The organism is Croceibacterium salegens, from assembly GCF_009827435.1.
In the GTDB taxonomy this organism is placed as follows: Bacteria; Pseudomonadota; Alphaproteobacteria; order Sphingomonadales; family Sphingomonadaceae; genus Croceibacterium_B; species Croceibacterium_B salegens.
On sequence record NZ_WTYM01000054.1, the window covers coordinates 12,073 to 30,510 of the forward strand.

Annotated in this window: 16 protein-coding genes; 6 read left to right on the forward strand and 10 right to left on the reverse strand. The window is 59.7% G+C overall.

What is annotated here, in order from left to right:
• The gene (locus GRI89_RS13945) at positions 1 to 843 is read left to right on the forward strand and encodes an SDR family oxidoreductase (protein WP_159796886.1); all 843 of its coding nucleotides are present in this window, start codon (positions 1 to 3) and stop codon (positions 841 to 843) included.
• 9 nt (positions 844 to 852) lie between these two features.
• On the opposite strand, the gene GRI89_RS13950 is transcribed toward GRI89_RS13945, so the two are convergent.
• The 3 genes from GRI89_RS13950 to GRI89_RS13960 all read right to left on the reverse strand — a co-directional run bounded on the left by GRI89_RS13950 (position 853) and on the right by GRI89_RS13960 (position 3,656).
• Positions 853 to 1,863 carry an NADPH:quinone oxidoreductase family protein gene (locus tag GRI89_RS13950; RefSeq protein ID WP_235913392.1) on the reverse strand — a complete coding sequence of 337 codons (1,011 nt, stop codon included), beginning with the start codon at positions 1,861 to 1,863 and terminating at the stop codon, positions 853 to 855.
• Between the two features lie 49 nt (positions 1,864 to 1,912).
• A complete protein-coding gene (locus GRI89_RS13955; RefSeq protein ID WP_159796889.1) occupies positions 1,913 to 2,890 on the reverse strand; it encodes a quinone oxidoreductase family protein in 978 nt (325 codons plus the stop codon).
• Positions 2,891 to 3,071: 181 nt separating this feature from the next.
• On the reverse strand, positions 3,072 to 3,656 hold the full coding sequence (locus tag GRI89_RS13960) for a TetR/AcrR family transcriptional regulator C-terminal domain-containing protein (protein ID WP_159796977.1): 585 nt from the start codon (positions 3,654 to 3,656) through the stop codon (positions 3,072 to 3,074).
• A 345-nt stretch (positions 3,657 to 4,001) separates the two neighbouring features.
• Between GRI89_RS13960 and GRI89_RS13965 the strand changes: the two genes are divergently transcribed.
• From GRI89_RS13965 to GRI89_RS13980, 4 genes are all read left to right on the forward strand, one after another.
• Positions 4,002 to 4,751 carry an NAD(P)-dependent oxidoreductase gene (locus GRI89_RS13965; RefSeq protein ID WP_159796892.1) on the forward strand — a complete coding sequence of 250 codons (750 nt, stop codon included), beginning with the start codon at positions 4,002 to 4,004 and terminating at the stop codon, positions 4,749 to 4,751.
• Positions 4,752 to 4,906: 155 nt separating this feature from the next.
• Positions 4,907 to 5,401, forward strand: coding sequence for a cupin domain-containing protein (locus GRI89_RS13970; RefSeq protein WP_159796895.1), 495 nt, complete (start codon positions 4,907 to 4,909; stop codon positions 5,399 to 5,401).
• Positions 5,402 to 5,410: 9 nt separating this feature from the next.
• Positions 5,411 to 7,150 carry a CocE/NonD family hydrolase gene (locus GRI89_RS13975; protein ID WP_159796898.1) on the forward strand — a complete coding sequence of 580 codons (1,740 nt, stop codon included), beginning with the start codon at positions 5,411 to 5,413 and terminating at the stop codon, positions 7,148 to 7,150.
• 323 nt (positions 7,151 to 7,473) lie between these two features.
• Positions 7,474 to 8,604 carry a cupin domain-containing protein gene (locus GRI89_RS13980; RefSeq protein WP_159796901.1) on the forward strand — a complete coding sequence of 377 codons (1,131 nt, stop codon included), beginning with the start codon at positions 7,474 to 7,476 and terminating at the stop codon, positions 8,602 to 8,604.
• A 115-nt stretch (positions 8,605 to 8,719) separates the two neighbouring features.
• Here the strand turns inward: GRI89_RS13980 and GRI89_RS13985 are convergent, their stop codons facing one another.
• The 7 genes from GRI89_RS13985 to GRI89_RS14015 form a co-directional block, all read right to left on the reverse strand.
• Entirely contained in the window at positions 8,720 to 9,154 is a 435-nt protein-coding gene (locus GRI89_RS13985) for a VOC family protein (protein ID WP_159796904.1), read from the reverse strand.
• 17 nt (positions 9,155 to 9,171) lie between these two features.
• Positions 9,172 to 9,672 (reverse strand): nuclear transport factor 2 family protein, encoded by a 501-nt coding sequence (locus GRI89_RS13990; RefSeq protein ID WP_159796907.1) that lies wholly within the window; start codon positions 9,670 to 9,672, stop codon positions 9,172 to 9,174.
• Between the two features lie 109 nt (positions 9,673 to 9,781).
• Entirely contained in the window at positions 9,782 to 10,762 is a 981-nt protein-coding gene (locus GRI89_RS13995; RefSeq protein ID WP_159796910.1) for an alpha/beta fold hydrolase, read from the reverse strand.
• Positions 10,763 to 10,840: 78 nt separating this feature from the next.
• Complete coding sequence (locus GRI89_RS14000) at positions 10,841 to 14,311, reverse strand: indolepyruvate ferredoxin oxidoreductase family protein (RefSeq protein WP_159796913.1); 3,471 nt, start codon at positions 14,309 to 14,311, stop codon at positions 10,841 to 10,843.
• Between the two features lie 90 nt (positions 14,312 to 14,401).
• Positions 14,402 to 15,235 (reverse strand): fumarylacetoacetate hydrolase family protein, encoded by an 834-nt coding sequence (locus tag GRI89_RS14005; protein WP_159796916.1) that lies wholly within the window; start codon positions 15,233 to 15,235, stop codon positions 14,402 to 14,404.
• Between the two features lie 208 nt (positions 15,236 to 15,443).
• Positions 15,444 to 16,187, reverse strand: a complete 744-nt coding sequence (locus GRI89_RS14010) for a GntR family transcriptional regulator (protein WP_159796919.1) — start codon at positions 16,185 to 16,187, stop codon at positions 15,444 to 15,446.
• 95 nt (positions 16,188 to 16,282) lie between these two features.
• A complete protein-coding gene (locus tag GRI89_RS14015) occupies positions 16,283 to 17,224 on the reverse strand; it encodes a 3-hydroxyacyl-CoA dehydrogenase family protein (RefSeq protein ID WP_201290940.1) in 942 nt (313 codons plus the stop codon).
• Between GRI89_RS14015 and GRI89_RS14020 the strand changes: the two genes are divergently transcribed.
• Positions 17,223 to 18,431 (forward strand): acetyl-CoA C-acyltransferase, encoded by a 1,209-nt coding sequence (locus GRI89_RS14020; RefSeq protein WP_159796922.1) that lies wholly within the window; start codon positions 17,223 to 17,225, stop codon positions 18,429 to 18,431. The two genes, GRI89_RS14015 and GRI89_RS14020, sit on opposite strands and share 2 nt — an antisense overlap.
• The last annotated feature ends 7 nt before the right edge of the window (positions 18,432 to 18,438 follow it).

The following is an 18,438-nucleotide window of genomic DNA, read 5'->3' on the forward strand; positions in this document are numbered from 1 at the left end:
ATGTCACTCGCCGGAAGAACGCTGTTCATCACCGGGGGGAGCCGCGGGATCGGCCTCGCCATAGCCCTTCGCGCTGCCCGAGATGGAGCCAACGTCGTCATCGCCGCCAAGACGGCAGAGCCTCACCCGAAACTAGAGGGTACGATCTATTCGGCAGCGCAGGCGATTGAGGAGGCGGGCGGCAATGCGCTCCCGCTGTTGCTCGATGTGCGCGATGGTGATGCAGTGGAGACTGCCGTCAATGAGGCGGCAAGGCACTTTGGCGGAATCGACATCTGCGTAAACAATGCTTCCGCCATCAATCTTTCCAAGAGTGAAGACATCGAGGCAAAGCGGTTCGACCTGATCCAGCAGATAAACATGCGTGGGACCTTCCTGGTGTCACGCGCTTGTGTTCCGCACCTGCGCCAATCGACCAATGCGCACGTCCTCAACCTGTCGCCGCCGCTCACGATGCGAGCGGACTGGTTTGCGCAGCACCTGCCCTACACCTTGTCGAAATACGGCATGTCAATGGTAGCCTATGGCATGGCGGCGGAATTTGCCGCTGACGGGATCGCATTCAACGGCCTGTGGCCACGCACCACCATTGCCACTGCGGCAGTAGAACATGCGCTCGGCGGAGAGGAACTCATGCGTCGATCGCGCCGCCCGGAGATCATGGCCGATGCGGCCTATGCAATTTTTCAAAGGGATGCCCGCACGTTCACTGGCAACTTTGTGCTCGATGAAGACGTGCTGCGCGAAGAAGGCGTAACGGATTTCTCAGCTTATCGCTACGATCCGGAATCTGCGCTTGAGATCGACATTTTCGTCGCTCCCGAAGAGCCGTTACCCACCTGACAAGTAAGTTCAAGGCCGCACAACGAGCTTGCCCACGGCAGTGCGGTTCTTCAGCGCAGCAATTGCCAGGCCGCCGCGCTCCAGTGGGAAAATCGTGGGTGCCGGAGGGGCGATCTGTCCGTCACCAAGGAGCTGCAAGAGTTCGCGCAACATGGCTTTCGATCCATCGGGATCGGCTTTCATGGCAGCACCCCAGAAGACTCCCACCAAAGCGCATTGCTTGAGCAAAACAAGATTCAATGGGACCCGTGGTATCCCACCCGCGAAGCCCACCACCAGGTAACGCCCGCCCTGGCGCATCCGTCTGATCAGAGGTTCTGCGTACATGCCGCCAACAGGATCGTAGGCGACATCCACTCCATCGGGACATTGGGTCGCAAACAGCCTGGCAAGTACAGCTTGGTCTTCGACGTTCGTAGGATACTCGAACACGACATCGGCGCCCGCCTTGCGGGCGATACCGGCCTTGGCCGAACTTGAGACGCCCGCCACAACCCGCGCACCCAGCATCTTTCCCAGTTCGACGGCAGCCAAGCCGACGCCACCCCCGGCGCCGAGGACGAAAAGTGTCTCCCCGGCCCGCAGCGCCGCCCTGTCCCGAAGCGCGTGATAGCTCGTGCCGTACGTGAGCAACGAGGCAGCCGCAGTTTCGAAGGCAACATTGGCTGGCAATTCAATCAGTGCGGAAGCGTCCGCGACCACAAAGTCTGCCAGTCCGCCGTGGTCTACTTGCAAGACCACGCGCATTCCCAAGCTCCAGCCGACCACGCCGTCACCCACGGCATCGATCGTTCCCGCAATCTCGATCCCCGGTGCAAAAGGTCTTTCGATCGTGAACTGGTAGCGGTCCTCGATCATCAGGACGTCCGGATAGTTGATCCCGCAGGCGGCAACCGTGACCCTTACCTGGCCTGCCTCCGGATCCGGCACCGGGGCTGTGACCAGCGAAAGGCTGGACGCATCGCCCGGCACGAGGCTAGCCAGAAGGCGCATGATGGAAGGCGAACGATTCGGCGTCATTTCGGTCAATTGATACTCTCACCTGGCAGGGTACGTGACGTGGACAACGTCAAGGAATGAGGATCACCGATCCGGTGGTAGCGCGAGCCTCGATGTCGCGGTGGGCGCTTGCCACGTCGTCGAGAGCGTACTTGTGATTGATCGAGATGGAGATCTTGCCAGTCACGACCAGATCGAACATTTCGGCAACCAGCGATGCCCGCTCGTCAGGATCAGCGAGATAGTCGAACAGCGATGGACGCGTCATGTAAAGGGACCCCCTCATGGCGAGCGCCGGCGGGCTGATATCGGGAGCCGGCCCGGAAGCAGCACCAAAGATGACCAGCAATCCTCGCCGCCGCAGGGCATTGAGCGAACCTTCCACGGTATCCTTGCCGATACTGTCGTAGGCCACGGCGACCCCGGCACCACCTGTCAATTCCTTCACTCGTGCGGCGATATCGTCCCGTCCGTTGACCAGGACGTGGTCACAGCCAGCCCCAAGTGCTGTCGCGATCTTTCCCTCGCTCCCGACGGTGCCGATGACCTTCAAGCCGATGGCCTTGGCCCATTGCACCGCGATTTGACCCACACCCCCCGCTGCCGCGTGGAACAGAATCGGATCACCTTCGGACAGGAAAGGCCAGATACGCCGGATAAGGTAACCAGCCGTCAGCCCGGCCGACATCATCCCTGCTGCCGTTTCCACGTCGATCGATGGCGGCAACTTCGAAAGCAGGGCGGCTGGCACAATCCGCTCGCTTGCATAAGATCCATTCGGACTACCACCGTAGGCAACGCGATCGCCGGGAGCGAAGACCGCTACTCCCTCCCCCACGGCCTCGACAATTCCTGCCGCTTCCGAGCCCAAGCTGCTCGGCAAGGGAGCAGGAATACCTCCCTTGCGCAATGTGATATCAACGAAATTGACGCCGATCGCTTGTTGCCGAACAAGGACCTCTCCAGCAGCAGGGGCAGGCATCACGATGTCCTCCAGCTTGAGAACATCGGGCCCACCGGTTTTGTAAAACCGAACGATCTTCGCCATGAGAAGCCCCACAAAGCGTGCTGGCAAGCACTAGACACCCACGACAAGCGGGAACGCCATATGGTGACACTTTTCTTTAAGTCCATCAAGAAAATCGAAATGGCAATAGCAGACGAGCATCGACGGGTTTAACATCAAAGTTCGCATGTGCGCTTTGGCCATCCCACAGCACCCGCGACGTTTAGCCCAGGTCGGGATCGCCACCTATCCCTTGCCGCAGTCCAGCCAGCATCGCATTGAGGCTAAACTCGAAGCGCGCCTCGTATGGCTCTGACATTGCCAGTGCAAACGCATAGGAAAAACGCGGGGCCAGTTCCTTGAAATCACCGCTCGGCACTGCCTGCGGTCCGGCCAATCGCTCTGGATTGCGGCCCTGCTCTTCGCGGCTTGCCCAGGCATAAACGAATTCGTGCACTGCCAGATTGGCCCACAATGCTTTCAGCGGTTCGAAACCCTCACGCTCGGCCATGACCTGCGCGACCTCCCATTGTTCGATCAACGGCGGCGCATTCGATAGCGGCCGGTTCATCAGAATGGTCGCCAGTCCCGGCGTTCGCCGATATTGTTCCAGCAGCACGCGGGCGCGGCTTCGCCACCACTGCTCCCAGCTGCAATCCTCGATCATGGCCTTGGGGTCAGCCTGTTCGAGCACTTCCGCCGCGAGATGCAAGAGTTCGTCGCGATCCTTGACGTGGTTGTACAGGGTCTGAAGCGAGACGTTCAGGCGCTGGGCGATTTCTCCAAGCCTCAGATTCGTGAAGCCCATCTCGGACGCAACTTCGGCAAGCTTCTCCCTTGTAATCTTCTGCGGTCGACCGCGACGCGCCTTTGGTGAAGTCAACCTAATACTCCCATGCATTCAAGGACGAGCTCTCCGTACGCAGCGCTCACCACAGGGTCATAAACTTAATTTGACTGCATTACAAAAAATAGCCATCGTACCCAGATCAAGGAGGACTCAGGCTGTTCAACGCAATCGGTTGCTAGTCACGAAACCACAGTTGTCTGCGGATGGTCAACCAGCCGCCAGGCGTGGCACGCTCTCAGGGATCGACATTGGCGACAGTCCAGACCGACAGATCAGCCGAAACTGCAAACAGGAGCAAGGTAGATGAGGATCGCACTGGTTGGGGCGACCGGCTTCATAGGTTCAAAGGTGCTCACGGAGGCATCCCGACGGAAACACACAGTAACCGCCATTACCCGCAACTCCGACAATGTCCCGCGACTGCCAGGTGTGACCGCTTGCCAGGCCGACATCCAGTCGCGTTCGCAAGCCGTGAGTGCGTTCAAGGATCACGATATTGTGGTCAGTTGCTTCAACGCGGGGCACCATCCCTCCCCCGGGCAAAACGTATACAAGGACACGATCAACGGCGTGGTCAACATAATCAAGGCAACCAAGGCTGCTGGAGTGAATCGGCTCCTGTTCGTGGGCGGCGCCGGCGCCTTGTACATCGAGCCGGGCGTGCAGTTGATCGACATCTTCCCGGGCATTGGCGATGGCGAAGTCAGCGGACACGAATGGCCGGAAGATCTTTCGAGCATGATGCCGCCTGAATTCGCGCTCTGGGACGAGATCATGCCTGACGAAACCAGGCATGAGCACATCCAGCCTTTGGTCCACGCGCTGATGTTTTTCGAACATGACCGCACTTACGACTGGTCATTCTTTTCGCCGCCCGCAGGTCTCCATCCCGGAGCACCGCGGGGAAGCTATCAAGTCGGCACCAATCAGGTGCCGATGGATGGTTCCAGTTATGCCGGATTATCTCTGGACGACGCTGCATTGGCCATCGTCGATGAAGTCGAGGCCAAAGCCCACAACCATGAGCACTGGACGGCTTTCCTGTCGTCCTGACCCAAGTTCTGCTGGTGGTTGAAGGAGTCGGTGATCTCGCATGTTAATGTGGCGCTGACACAACCCCTACGTCGCTTGATATTTTTTTAATGCTATCTAAAAATATATCAGTTCGGTGCTGACATCGCCGCCACACCTTTCAAGAGGAGCCTAGCATGCCAGGTCAAGTCTACTCCGGTACGGTCGCCGACCTTCCCCGCGAAAGCCGGTTCGGAAACAAGTATCATCGCACAGGTCTAGCGATGGACGCAGCCAACGTCTGCTTCGTCTGGCTCGATCCCGATGCATTTGCCGAGGTTGCGGCGGCGGACGGAACCGCTCCTTGTCATTCGCACCCATTCGACATGATGATCTATGTCCTCGAAGGCAATTTGCGTTTCCGGGCCGGCGACAAGGATCATTACCTCGCTGGAGGCGACTTCATCTACGTGCCACGTGACGTCCCTCACGGCGGCCGCCCAGCAGACCACAAGCCCGTCCATCTCATGGAGATGTTCGCACCGCTGCGCACTGATTACCTCTACATCTGCGAGCACCAGCTCGGCTACAAGCAGGCGCCCCGCAATCCCGACGGTTCACGCGTCGATACCCGCAGCGTGCTGGAAGCTGCAGCTGACATGGGAGACTCGTTACTTCAGCCGCAGGACTAAGGGCCTGCCGTGGCCATCCTGATCGAACGCGACGTTACCTGCGAAATGCGCGATGGCACCGTCCTGCGCGCAAACGTCTTTCGCGACCCACAGGCCGGACCGGCACCAGTGCTCTTGTTCCGCACGCCCTACGACAAGAACGCAGGCGCCATAACCTACATGGCACTGGACCCGATGCGGGCGGTGGAAGCCGGGTACGTCGTGGTGCAGCAGGATACGCGCGGACGTGGCACTTCCGAGGGAGTGCATACACCGTGGCTCGATGAATTCGAGGACGGCTACGACAGCGTTGAATGGGCGGCAAGCCAGCCGTGGGCGAATGGCAAGGTGGGAGCCTATGGCATTTCCTACCATGGGCTCACCGCATGGGCAGCTGCGGTAATGGCCCCCCCCTCCTTGCGCGCGATCGCTCCGTCGCAAGCACCATGTGACCTGTTTGATGCATTCTGGCGGCAAGGTGCCTTCGAATTGGGGACGTTTACGCAATGGGCGCTACGCGTCATGGGGCCAACCGAGTTGTTGCGAGCTCGCAGAAGCTCGCCCGCTGAGGAGCGCGGTGCCGAATTCCTTCGTCTGATCGACGAACTCGACAAATACGAGGAGCTGGTTCGATCGCTGCCGCTTTGTGCGATGGCACCCTGTGCCTCTCATGAACCCTACTTCTCATTTATTGCGGACACGCTTGAACACAGGACACCTGACGACTTCCTGTCAGACCGTTCGGTCTCTGGACGCCATGCCGAGGTCCAGGTTCCGGTGATGATCACGGCAGGGTGGCACGACGTCCTCCTGCGCTCTGACCTGGCGCACTATTCGGCAATGGCGACACGTGTGGCTGGGACGGAAACGAAACTTCCAGTCCAGCTGACCATCGGCCCATGGGTGCATGGCCAGGGAATGCACCTCTCGGCGGGTGGCGAAGTCGACTATGGCTATCGCGCTTCGGGCCTTTCAATGGATCTGACCGAGGATCTCACCACCTATCATCTGCGCTGGTTTGACCGGTGGCTGAAGGACAAGGAACACCCGGCGACAGCACCGGTGAGAATCTTCGTCATGGGAATCAACCACTGGCGCGATGAACAGGAATGGCCGCTTGAAAGGGCCAAGCTCACACCGTGGTTTTTTCATGGCGATGGAAGCTTGTCGCCCGAATCCCCGACAGTCGGCAGCGAACCGAGGTCATTCGAATTCGATCCGGCAGACCCTCTCCCGACGCTCGGCGGGGCAACGCTCATGCCGACCATCTATCCCAAGGGTGCGATAGCCCAGAACCAGTTGCATGGCCGATCCGATCTGCTGCTCTACACTTCTGCTCCGTTGGATGAGCCACTCGAGGTGACCGGTCCGATAAGCGTCAGGCTCTGGGCTTCAACCAGCGCGCGGGATGCTGACTGGGTTATCAAACTTTGCGACGTCCACCCCGAAGGGCGCAGCTTCAGCGTCTGTGACGGCATCGTGCGCGCCAGTCGGAGGTCTCGTGACTGGCGTGAACCGCGCCCGCTGACACCGCATGATATTGTCGAATACGAAATAGACCTCGCGGCGACCTCGATGGTCTTCCTGCCCGGACACCGAATGCAAGTGCTCGTCACCTCGAGCGATTTCCCGCGATACGATCGCAATCCCGGTACAGGCGAGCTTGGTCTTGATGCGGCCCAACTAAAGTCGGCGGTCCAGATCATCTACGGCGATGCGGAGCATCGCTCACACATTCTGCTTCCGGTCATCCCGCAACGAGAGCGATAACGATGGCTAACGATTACGCCGACGAACAACTGCTGGACCTGATAGACCTCTGCAGGAAGCGCGTGGACCCGGCGCAAAGATCGTAGCGGTGGCCGGCCCCATAACGGCACCTGAGTTCGCCAACGCCGATTTTTACCGGTCTCTCGGTTTCTAACCTCACCGGGCGTGACCGGAACGCTCGCGTGGACCTTACGCGCATCGGATCGGCGATGGCGCGCATCGCATCGTAACTGGCGGGGGCGCGGTGAAGGCCGATGCGCTTGCGCAATTTTGCGTCGTCTAATATATCAGACTCGAGAGAGAGATGAAAGATGGAGAGTTCGATGGGTTATCCGGATCAAGCGGTAGTTGAGCGCACTGAAAGGCGGACGAATGCCCCGGTCGCGTTGTCGAGCATTACAGTCAGGACGAAGAAGGATCTCGAAGCACTGCGTGACGCCTGGGCCGGAACCGATGGCAACCCAAAGATCCTCGCTTCCACGGCCGGTTGCGAAGATTTGAGCTTCTCCGGCCTGGACATCAAATGCGTTCTGCGCGGTGAAGAAAGCAGTGGCCGCAACAGCGTCCACAACATCGTGCTTGCGCCTGGAGCGGAAATTCCCGCGCACGGACTTGATCATGGCGATGCTTACTGGGTTGTCGCCGGCGGAGAGGTAGAACTGACAATCGGTTCGAAAACAGCAGTGCTTGGCAATGCGGGCTTTGGTTTTGCCCCCCCGCATACAACGCAAGCAGTCGCGAACCGGTCGAATGCCCCCGCCGAAGTATTTGTGATCCACTTGCCAGCCGGCATCGAACGAGGCTTCGCATTGGCTAAGGCGAAATATGCCGAAAGCGGCGCTGATACCGTGCGTGAGGCATGGGCATTGCTCGAGCCACTTGGGCTCAAGCTGACAGACAGCCAACCACTCGCCAACGATGATCGCGTGAATTGCCAACAGCACCGTGTTGACCGGAAGATTTCGACGTTGGATGACCTTGTCGCGCTGCGTGCAGATTGGGCGCAGCTAGAGCCCATCCCGAAGCTGGTCGTGGATCCACGGGAATGCCGCAATATCGCTGCGATGGGGCAAGAAGCGCGCCTCCTGCTTTCGCCAGAGGAATCGCGCGGCGCGGCGTCCGCATTCTGCAATATTATCCATGGCGGCGTCGACGTCCCGGCACACCATCAGCCAACTGAGGAAGAGACCTTCATCATCCTGCGGGGTGATATTCGGCTAAGGATCGGCAACCAGACTGCCGAACGAGTGAGCCCGGGAGCCTTTGGATTTGCGCCGCGCTTTGGGACCCATGCCTTTACTCATCTGGGCGAAGGCGAGAGCTTCGTGTTCTCCATCAACACGCCGGGTGGACACGATCGCGGGTTTGAAATCGGCCTGACCGAGGGTGGCAAGCCCGAATTCCCGCAAATCATAGAAGCTCACGGCTTCACCTTCCACGGACCAGGCCATTAGCCTGGAGCACTCCGATCAGATCGGCCGCCGTCCCTGCGGGCGGCGGCCTATCAGAGCACTGCTGAGGTGAACCCTAGTCATCGACTTCGATGCTGCGGCCTCGAAACCCAGCGCATCAAGGCTCTTCGATCAGATCGGTCATCATCCCGGGATGGAATTCCTGCGACGGGTGGGTTGCTCCGTGTTCGTCTGACAGCTGGAAGACGACTCCTACACCACCCTGACGACGGGTGAAGTTGCAGCGCACATCCCCCACCCGCACTGGCTTTTCCCAGACCATCGCGACATCGTGGTCCTGCAATCGCTGGACCGTCGTATCTAGGTCATCCACCGTGATCGCAATATGATCGAGACGGCCAAAAGTCTCTCCGTAAAGTCGCCCCGGGTCCTCGGTAATCTGAAGCGTGAAGTTCTCGAACTCGAGGTAGAGATTGCGCACTTCATCGGATTCGACCTTTGCCGATGTCACGCCGAATACATCGGCAAAGAATTTCACCGCACGATCGAGATCCGGCACCGAAATCCCCACGTGGTGTACCTTAGCCGCCATGCGCCGTCTCCTCTCGATCAAGCGTCGCTTGCTACCTTGTCATCGTGCCGGCCTTCCACCAGGACTGCTACCGTGTAGGGCTCGTTGCCAATGAACAAGGGCTCAGCTGACAGCGTCTTGATGCTCCAACGCCCTTCCGAGCTGCGCACAAGATCACATTCCACGCGTGAAACCAGGCTGGGCCCACCAAGTCCGGTGATCGGTGGCGGCCCATCCGAAGCATAGTTCGTCACCACGAAGCAAGTACGGGCACGATCTTCACCATGCGGCCAAACCTGCAAGTTCGACGTCATGTGGCAGGTCGTGCGAACTCCGCGTTCCGCACGATAGCGATAGAAATCCACAATCCCCGCATGGCCTTTGAAAGTCTTGTCAGACCCGACGTTGAGCACGCAGTCCTCGGTGTAGAATTGAGGCGCCCCTTGCCCGCGGTTGCGATCAACATCTGCCCAGTAGTCCGCAATAAAAAGCTGTATCTCTGCTGCGAACCGCACGGTTCTTTCATCGATCATGCGCATTTGGCGAACCTCCCCGAGATAGCGGCGTCTCCCGTACGAAAACGTCATCTGCCTTTCAGGCAAATTCTAGCGCGCGAGGAGCGAATGGGGAACACGTAATTTGATATGATTAAAATAAATCAAGCGGACGGGGACTCGGGTCAAGCGACTGCCAACCCGAACGATCCAGCCAACCGAGCAAAAGGGCGTTGAGTTCGCCGGGACGCTCGTGTTGCGTCCAGTGACCGCAATCGGCGATCACATGCCGTTCCAGTCTTCTAACATACCGTTCCATGCCAATCGTCGTGGCGGGTGGCAGAAAGAAATCGTCGGCGGCAGAGATCATCAACGCGGGCACATCGATGAGATCGGTCGTGCCTTCGCTGTCGAGCCAATTGCGATGCAGGTTTCGATACCAGTTCAGCGGCCCGGCAAACCCGTTCCGACTGAACGCATCGATGTAGACCTGCAATTCTGCTTCGCTCATGATCGGCTCACCCATGACCTCTGGTTCGCCGACAAACAGCGTCATCGGCAAGCATCGCAGATGAGCGGGGGCGCTATCGAATTCTGCCAATGTGAGGGATGATCGGCGCATCAGTCCACGAAAGGTCGCCGCCACGTCGGCCTCAAGCAGGCGTTCTCCCTCGCCTGGCACCTGGAAGCGAACCATGTAGTTGTCCTCGCCCCGGTACCGGCGCATCGTCTCGGCCAGATCGACCGTGCCGCGATGGGTATAGGGGGTATTGAGGCTGGCTACGCCAAGTACGCGATCGGAATGTTCTCGTGCGATCCACCAGGCAAGCATGCCGCCGAAGTCATGCCCCACGATCACGGCCTGTGCGATCTCCAGCGAGTCCAGCAGCCCGATCACATCGAGGGCAAGATTCCGCATGGAGTAAGCGGCCAGATCTCCGACAGGCCCAGTGTCGCCGTATCCGCGCAGGTCCGGAGCAATCGTTTGCCAGCCCTTGGCGGCCAGTGCAGCGATCTGCGAACGCCAGGAATAGGCCAGCTCGGGGAATCCGTGCAGGAGAACAACCGGTGCCCCCCTCCCCGCCTCGAAATAGGCGATAGAAAGGTTGTTTGCGTCGACCTTCTTCTTGATCACAAGCGCCAAGCCTCACGGCCAGTGCAGGTCAACGTTGCGCGGCCTTCCGCCGTAAGGGTGTCGCGCGAGAAACCCACCCTAGGCCACTTGCGACATGTTCAGGGGACCTGACTGGCTGTCCAGCTCGTCAAGGGCCGCAGCCAGCCTTGATCGATAGGCTGCGACCGCAGCTTCCTTGACATGCCCGAAGCCACGGATCGTCATAGGCAAGGCCAAGACTTCGGTGATAGCCGCAAGGTTGTCCAGCCCGACCCGCCGCATCATCGCATCAAGAAGCTTTTCGTATTCTACGATCAGGGCACGCTCCATCCTCCTCTCAGCCGTGCGACCAAAGGGATCTAATGCTGTCCCGCGCAGACCCTTGAGCCGGGCTAGCAGTCCAAATGCGTGCATCATCCATGGCCCGAACCGGGCTTTGCGGAGATGTCCGGTTGCCTTGTCGCGCCGAGCGAAGAGGGGCGGAGCAAGGTGAAAGTACAGCTTGTAATCGCCATCGAACTGCGTCTTGAGTGAGTCATCGAACGCGGCAGAATGCTGAAGCCGAGCAACTTCGTATTCGTCCTTGTAGGCCATCAGCTTGAAAAGGGAGCGGGCGGCAGCAATCGTCAGCGAACCATCGCCGCCCAGTTCCTGATCCTTGGCGGCAACCTTGGCGATCAGGGCGCGGTATCGATCCGCATAAGACCTGTCCTGATAGTCGGTGAGGAACAGGGCCCGCTGTTCGACGACCTGTTCCGGCACTTCGGGTTCGGGTTCGCCAAGGCCAGCTGCACGCAAGACTGATGCAGTGTCGACAGCGAGCCGCCGGCCCCACTCGAACGCCGCCATGTTCATGCCTACCCCGACGCCATTAAGCTGTACTGCGGCGGCAAAGTCCGTGAGGTCCAATACCATCCAGCCCTTCTGGAAAGCAAAGCCTACCATCATCAGATTTGACCCGATGGCATCACCCAGCAACCTTTCAGCAAGTCGTGTGAAGGGAAACGCCACGAACCGCCCTTCTCCGGCGACCTTGGCAATGCGCCGCGCCAGAAATGTACCGTCGGGGATAGCCGATGGATCCTGCGTAAAGTCTCCTGTGATGGCGACGTCGGAGTTTACCAAGACGTTGGTGCTAACGGGGTTGATGGCGGCAATCACGTCCCGTGCATTGCCGACGATCTCATCACAGACGACGACGAGGTCAGCCTCTCCGGGAGGAATGCGCAGCGCGGTGATCTCATCTCCGCCGATATGCACGTGGCTTGTCACGGCCCCGCCCTTTTGGGCCATGCCGACCTGGTCAAGAACTGCGACCTTGCGCCCGCCCATGTGCCCAGCCATCGACAGCAAGGCACCGATTGTGACCACGCCTGTACCGCCGACACCCGCCACAAGCAGCCGTTGGTGGGCAGGCATGGGTATTCCCGGCTCAACGAGCAGCGGTAAATCCGGGATAGGCGCAATCGCCTTGGGCTTGCGCACCTGCCCACCCTCGACGGTGACGAAACTGGGGCAGAAGCCGTTGAGGCAACTGAAATCCTTGTTGCAACTTGACTGATTGATGCGCCGCTTGGTGCCGAACCCGGTCTGGACCGGCTCTACCGACAGGCAATTCGACTTTGCCGAGCAGTCGCCGCAGCCCTCGCAAACGAGTTCATTGATGAACACTCGCTGCGCAGGCTCGGCCAGCTTGCCCCGCTTGCGCAAGCGCCGCTTTTCGGTGGCGCACATCTGTTCGTAGACCAGCACGCTGACACCCGGCGTATCGCGCAGTTCCAATTGCACCGCATCGAGATCGTCACGATGCTCTATGCGATCAGCCAGGCCCCGCACCGGATCACCCGCAGTATAACGATCCGGATCGTCCGTCGATACGATGATCGTCTTGACCCCTTCCGCACGCAACTGCTGGAGGAGTTGAGCAACCGACAACTCGCCATCGACAGCCTGCCCTCCGGTCATGGCGACGGCACTGTTGTACAAGATCTTGAGCGTAAGATTGATATTTGCGGCCACGGCCTGCCGAATCGCCAGAAGCCCCGAATGGAAATATGTGCCGTCTCCCATGTTGGCGAACATGTGCTTCTCGTCGGTGAACTGCGAAAGTCCAACCCAGTGCACGCCCTCGCCCCCCATCTGGGCAAAGCTGGTCGTACGTGGCCGGTTATAGGCTGCCAGCCCGTGGCAGCCGATACCGGCAGTGCCACGACTTCCTTCAGGCACCACGGTTGAGCGGTTGTGCGGGCAGCCAGAACAGAAGAACGGTTTTCGAATGGCTGGCGGAATCGCAAACTCCGCCTGTGCTGCAAGAAGCCCTGCCAGTTCATCAACCCGATCCTCCAGCCCGGCACCTAGCGCCCCGAGCAGTCGACCAAGTTCGCAGGCAATCTTTTCCGGCGTCAAATCCAGTGTTGTCGGGAATAGCACCGTTCCGTCGCTGTGGCGCTTGCCAACAATCTCTGGCGCACCGTCACGACCGTAGCAAATGGCCTTGGCCTGCTGCTCGATCAGACCGGTCTTCTCTTCGACGACCACGAGCTGCTCAAGTCCAAGTGCGAATGTCCGCATTCCCTCCGGCTCGAGCGGCCAGATCAGGGCCGGCTTGTAGAAGGCAATGCCCAGCTTCCTTTGCGCAGCCTCGTCCAGCCCGAGCAAGCGCATCGCTTCCCGTACGTCGAGCCAAGACTTGCCGGCAGCGACAATGCCGATGCGCGAGCCGTCGTCACGCAATATGCTTCGATCGAGCCGGTTCGCCCGGACATATTCCAGTACAGCTGGCAGGCGATAGGCCTGCTGTAGCATTTCCTGATCCTGCGGAGTCATCGGCCAACGATTGTGCAGCCCCCCCGGAGGAGCCACAACCGGAGGCAGGACAGGATCGTCAGCAAGTTCACTACCGTCAACTGCGCGTGTGGAATCCGCGACCTCAGTCAGGATCTTGAGCGCGATCCAAGAACCGGTGTGGCGCGAACATGCGAATCCATGCAGGCCAAACTCCACGATCTCTCGAGGATCTGCGGGATAGAAAAGCGGCACCTGGACGCTGGCGACAGTGTCGTCACTGTAGCAGATTATGGAGGACGACTTCGCGAGGTGATCATCGCCGACAGCCAGCACCACCCCGCCAAAGGGTGAACTACCCTGATAATTGCCATGCCGGATCGCATCCGAAGCACGGTCGAATCCCGGCCCCTTGCCGTACCAGAGCGAGTAAACTCCCTGGACACGCGCACCGGGCGACTGTTCTATTTGCTGGGTGCCTGCAATGGCGGTGGCCCCGAGTTCCTCGTTGACGGCCGGCATGACCTTTATGTCGAGGCCTGCCATGCTGTCCCTGGCACCCTGGAAAGCTGTATCCAGCGTGCCCAAGGGTGAGCCACGATAACCGCTGACGAAGCCGCCGGATTTGATACCAGCTGCCTTGTCACGCTCGGCCTGCAGGATCATCAACCGAACAAGTGCCTGAACCCCGGTAATCAGGATTGAACCGTCGCGCCTTGTATAGCGGTCGTTTAGCTGGACGGTCATTGCTTGCAAACTCCAGTCGATTGCGCGCCTGTTTTCCATGGAACGAGAGAGGACTGCGGTAGAACGGCTGCGACTGGCCAGCGACCTGGCACCGCCCTGATGGTTGTGCGGTGACGCGCCATGACTCCCTCAAGCTTCAGCCACCGCCGTGTTGGCCAGTACGCCGATGCTGGACACCTCCACTTCCACCAGGTCGCCCGGCTTTATGTAGAGTTGCGGAGTCCGGGCGAAGCCGACACCAGCCGGAGTGCCCGTAGAGATCACGTCGCCGGGTGCCAATGGCGTCCACCGCGAAATATACTCGATGGCGGTTGGGATATCGTAGATCATGTTTTCCACAACCGACGACTGGACCTCTTCGCCGTTCAGGCGCGTCTTCAGAGTCAGCTTGCGGTAGTCTGGGATTTCGTCGGAAGTCACAATCCACGGCCCCACCGAGCCCGAGGCATAGAAGCACTTACCCGCCGTTACCGAATGCCCCTGGTAATCGCGCACGCTGCCATCCATGAGGATGGTGAACCCAAAGAGATGGCTCAGCGCCTCCGACTTCCGGATGTGCCGACCGCCCTTGCCGATCACGATGGCAATTTCGCCTTCGTAATCGAAAGCATCGGAAACGGTCGGCCTTACAATGGGCGATCCGGCGCCGACCATGGTGTCGGGGAACTTCGTGAAGAGCGAAGGATAGGGCGAGACATTTTCGTTCCCGACTTCCGAAACGTGATCACGATAATTGAGACCGAGGCAGATCAGCTTGTTGCTGCCACCAATCGGCGGAAGGAAGCTCAGTTCAGAAAGCGGAATTGCGGCAGCGTTCTGCGCGCTGGCGGGGTCGAGGGTCGGCGGCACAAAGCTATCACGCGCTGGATCGCCTGTGCGCCAATCTTCGCAGGGATACGCGACTCCGCCCTGAATTCTCGCGGTCGCGTACCCGTAACCGTTGGAAACCCGCGCAAATTTCATCGTACTCTCCCAAAGCCGCCGGCATGGCGTGGGGAACAGGAGATCCCTTCCCCTCCTAGGGTCTCATACAACGCGCCACCAGACTCTTGCAAGGTGATATATCAGATCGATTGAGGTCAGGAGACGCAAAACTGGCATTGATCTGGCAGCAGGGGAATCGAAGCGGCAGGATCCACGCCTAGCCTACAACGACCAAGTGCAGGACGTCCTATTCGCCTGGTTCGAATGCGCGATCGGGAAGCTGGGCGATACGTCCGATGGTTCGCTGGACGTGCTGCCGCCCAGCATGCTCGGCCGCATGGGCATCGCCCGACACGATCGCTTCGTGGAGCAAACGGTAGTCTGCCGGATTCGCGGCGTCGGCCGCATGATCAAAGGCTCGCAATTGCACCCGCATGATGTGTACTTGGATCGCGGGAAAGATCCTTTGCAACTCGCGGTTGCCGCCCATCGCAATCACGGAGCGATAATAGGCTTCGCGCGCCGCAAGAAACCCGGCAAAATCCTCATCGAACTTGCACGCCATCAGTATCTCGTATTCCCTCTGCAGCTGCGCGCGGCGCTCAGGGTCGGCCATTGCACCAGCGCTACCACGGGCGCCCAACCCCAGCATGACCTCGACCAGGTCCAGGATCTCCACTACTTCGCGGCGGGTCATTCGTCGAACCTGCGCGCCCTTTTGCGGAAGGATGCGGATAACCCCCGTCGAAGCCAGGCGCTGCAGCACTTCGCGGATCGTCCCGCGCCCAACATCGAATTGCCGCATCAGGTCGGGCGCCACCAGCCGCTGGCCGGGAACAAACCTGCCCTCATATAGTCCGCGGAGAATGCCGCGATGCACTCGTTCAAAGGGAGAGTGTTGCTTCTCGCGTTCCTCATCACGACCGATGGTGGCTAGGACGTCGGTGTCATGGGCAACGGACATAATCGGCCTTTTGTTGTTGTCCGGCACCACTCGGTTTCAATGGCCGGGTATGGATGCTTCAATGCACAATCTAGCTTGTGAAGCAAACCGCTCACTCTGCTACCGGAAGTGCGGCCGGCAAGTCAGGAAGCCAGCCAGCCGGGCTTGCCTTTGCCTCCTCCAAAGCCAGCACGGACGCGTTGCTTCAGCAATGCAGGAGGGCGGAAGCGCTCGCCGTAGGCTTCCTGCATGATCTCCTGTGCTTGGACGCAGAGCGTCGAGGTAACCGCGTCCATCAGCGCGAACGGTCCGATAGCGTGACCGAGACCGAGCTTAGCGGCCATGTCGATATCCTCTGGCGTCGCTACTCCCTCTTCGACCAATCGGACCGCCTCGATGATCATGGCGTGCAGCATGCGGTTTACGGCAAAACCGGGCACATCCTTTACGTCAATTGCGCTCTTGCCGATGCTCTCCATCAGCGACCGGGTCTCTGCCACAGTCTCCGGCAGGGTCTCGAAACCGGGAATGACCTCGACCAGAGGCATCCGCGATACCGGCGAAAAGTAGTGTGTTCCGATAAAGCGTCCACGCCGATCCGGCGGCAACGCCGCCGCCAGCGTAGAAATCGGGATGGTAGAAGTGTTTGTCGCGATCAAGGTGTCCGGATTGCTGATTTCAGCTAGCGCCTGCAAAACATCGAACTTGACCGCCTGATCTTCGAACACTGCTTCGGTAAGCACTTCGCTGCCGGCCAGGTCCGTACACCCGGTGCAATAGCTCAGGCGATCCAGCGCCAGCTTCGCGGACTCGTCGTAGCGGCCGGCAGCGATCCCCTTGTCGACGATTGTCGCCACACGTTTGCGAGCCTTTTCCAGCGCCTCGTCGCAACGATCGGAAATGATTACACGCGATCCGGCCAACGCAAAGACCAGTGCAATCTCCGCTCCCATCAAACCTGCACCTACAACTCCAACGCGAATTCCTTGCATATCGTCACCTCGGACTTGAATTTCAGTATGACGGTCTTGTATGACGATTCGCAGAAACGGGCAACCGTAGCAAACCGGACTCAGCCAGATCATGTCCAACACTGAAGCTGTCATCGTGTCTGCCGCACGCACCCCGATCGGCAAGGCCTACCGCGGCGCGTTCAACGATACCCAGCCGCAAGCCCTTGCGGGTCATGCCATCCGGCACGCGCTCGCACGCGCTGGCGTGAATCCGGCCGAGGTCGAGGATGTGATCCTGGGCTGCGCCATGCAGCAAGGTTCCACCGGCTCCAATATCGCGCGTCAATCGGCGTTGCGCGCAGACCTGCCGGTTTCAGTCGCGGGCATGAGCATCGATCGCCAATGTGCGTCGGGCCTGATGGCCGTTGCTACCGCCGCTAAGCAGATTATTCATGACGGCATGGGCGTCGTCGTAGGCGGCGGCGTGGAATCCATTTCGCTGGTCCAGAACGACAAGATGAACCTCTACAGGGCCCAGGATCCGTGGCTCATCGAGCGGCAGCCCGATCTTTACATGAGCATGCTGGAGACGGCCGAAATGGTGGCCCGCCGCTACGGTGTCAGCCGCGATGCTCAAGACGAACTGGGTGCTCAATCACAAGCGCGTGCAATAGCCGCGACCAGTGCCGGCACCCTGGCCGAAGAAATCTCTCCGATGACAGTAACCATGGTCGTAACCGACAAGGCGACAGGTCAATCCTCCCGCAAGGAAGTAACTGTGGGCGTGGACGAGGGTTTGCGCGAAGGCACGACCAAGGAATCGATTGGGCAGCTTCCTCCGGCGTACAAGGGCGGCCATGTTCTTGAAGGGGGTGGTTCGGTAACCGCTGGCAACAGCAGCCAGCTGTCCGATGGAGCTGCGGCGTTGGTGCTAATGAGCGCACAAGAAGCTACCCGACGCAACCTTACGCCGCTGGGCGCCTATCGCGGGATTGCCGTTGCCGGCTGCGCTCCCGATGAAATGGGCATCGGCCCGGTATTCGCAGTACCGCGCCTGCTAGATCGTCACGGTCTCACGGTCGATGACATAGGAATTTGGGAGCTGAACGAAGCATTTGCGAGCCAGGTGATCTACTGCCGCGACCGCCTCGGCATTCCAGATCACCGGCTGAACGTCTCGGGCGGAGCCATCGCAATCGGGCATCCCTACGGCATGAGCGGCGCACGCATGGTCGGTCACGTCCTGCTCGAAGGCAAACGTCGCGGCGCGCGCTACGGGGTCGTGACCATGTGTGTCGGCGGCGGAATGGGGGCCGCGGGCCTTTTCGAAATCTACTGAGGAAAGT